Source organism: Alcanivorax sp. HI0083, from assembly GCF_001635175.1.
This window is the reverse complement of the sequence record NZ_LWFX01000184.1, coordinates 1-1408: the sequence shown is the minus strand read 5'-3', so window position 1 is coordinate 1408 and position 1408 is coordinate 1. Positions and strand designations below refer to the sequence as shown.

2 protein-coding genes are annotated in these 1408 nt (G+C 58.6%); one reads left to right on the top strand and one right to left on the bottom strand.

Going from position 1 to position 1408, the window contains the following annotated elements; genetic code table 11:
• Positions 1-1000, top strand: a 1000-nt coding sequence (locus A3754_RS26985; protein WP_063518704.1) for an NAD(P)/FAD-dependent oxidoreductase, incomplete at its 5' end; no start/stop codon positions are given.
• A gap of 101 nt (positions 1001-1101) precedes the next feature.
• On the opposite strand, the gene A3754_RS01950 is transcribed toward A3754_RS26985, so the two are convergent.
• Positions 1102-1408 (bottom strand): M48 family metalloprotease (locus A3754_RS01950; protein ID WP_156496692.1); only part of this gene is annotated, 307 nt, incomplete at its 5' end.

Sequence of the window (1408 nt, the reverse complement as noted above, 5' to 3'; positions counted from 1 at the left end):
GGCCGGCAAGAAAGTGGTGTCCATCGGTACCGGTGCCAGTGCCATCCAGTATGTGCCCCATGTGGCAAAAGAAGCGGGCCACCTGACCGTGGTACAGCGCACTCCGCCGTGGATTATCCCTCGCGATGAGCGTGCTTATTCCGGCCTGAGCAAGTGGGTATTCCGCCGCTTCCCGGCGCTGCGCAAGCTGCACCGTCTGCGCCTTTACCTGAGCAACGAAGCGCGCGTGCTGCCGATCTTCAATCCGCGTCTGGCCAAACTGGCCGAACCGGCGCTGAAAGCCTTCATCAATTACCAGGTGAAGGACAAGGAGACGGCACGCAAGTTGGTGCCCAACTACACGCTGGGTTGTAAGCGGATTCTGATTTCCAACAACTATTACCCCACCTTCAACCGCGACAACGTGGAGCTGGTCACCGAAGGGGTGAAGGAAATCCGGGAAAACAGCGTGGTGTTCAGTGATGGCACTGAGCAGCAGGCGGACTGCATTGTGCTGGGTACCGGTTTCATCGTGGATCCGCGTATCTACATGAAGGATTTCGAGATCACCGGTCTGCCGGGCCGTCGTCTGCAGGATGACTGGAAGGATGCAGCGCAGGCCTATCTGGGCACCACCGTGAGCGGTTATCCGAACATGTTCCAGCTGGTGGGGCCGAACACCGGCCTGGGCCATAACTCCATCATTTTCATGATCGAGAGCCAGGTGCGCTATGTGATGGATGCCATCACCAAGCTGGATAAGCGCGGTGATGCCTGGCTGGACGTGAAGCAGGACGTGCAGGATCGTTTCAATGACAAGCTGCAGGACGAGCTGAAGGGCACGGTTTGGCAGAACGGCGGGTGCATGAGCTGGTACCAACAGGCCGATGGCCGCAACACCGCCCTGTGGCCCCACGCGACCTTCCAGTTCATGGCCCGCACCTGGACCGTAAACATGAAGGATTACAACTGGCAGCCGGCGACCGAGAAGGTTTCCGTTAAGGAAGCCGTGGGCGGCTGACCAGGAAAGTTTCGAGTGACGAGAAGCGAGTTTCGAAAGGCGAAATCTTGTTGAGCATGTCTGGGTTCCGCAACTCGAAACTCGTGACTCGCTTCTGCTTCTTACCGTTCGCAATTCACTGGCGTGACTTGCTGGTAGAGCGGCAACACCGCCCCCATACGTTCCTGAAGGGCTTCGATGCGACTGTCATGGTTCGGGTGAGTGGAGAGAAACTCCAGTGGCTGGGCGCTCCCTGCGGCGGCCATATTTCTCCATAGTTCGGTGCTCTGCCGTGGATCGAATCCTGCGCTGGCCATCAGCTCCAGTCCCATCAGATCGGCCTCTTCCTCATGGCTGCGACTGAACGGCAGGGCGATACCCAGGTAGGCGCCTACGCCGAGAGCCTGCAGAATATTCTCGGTATCCGCA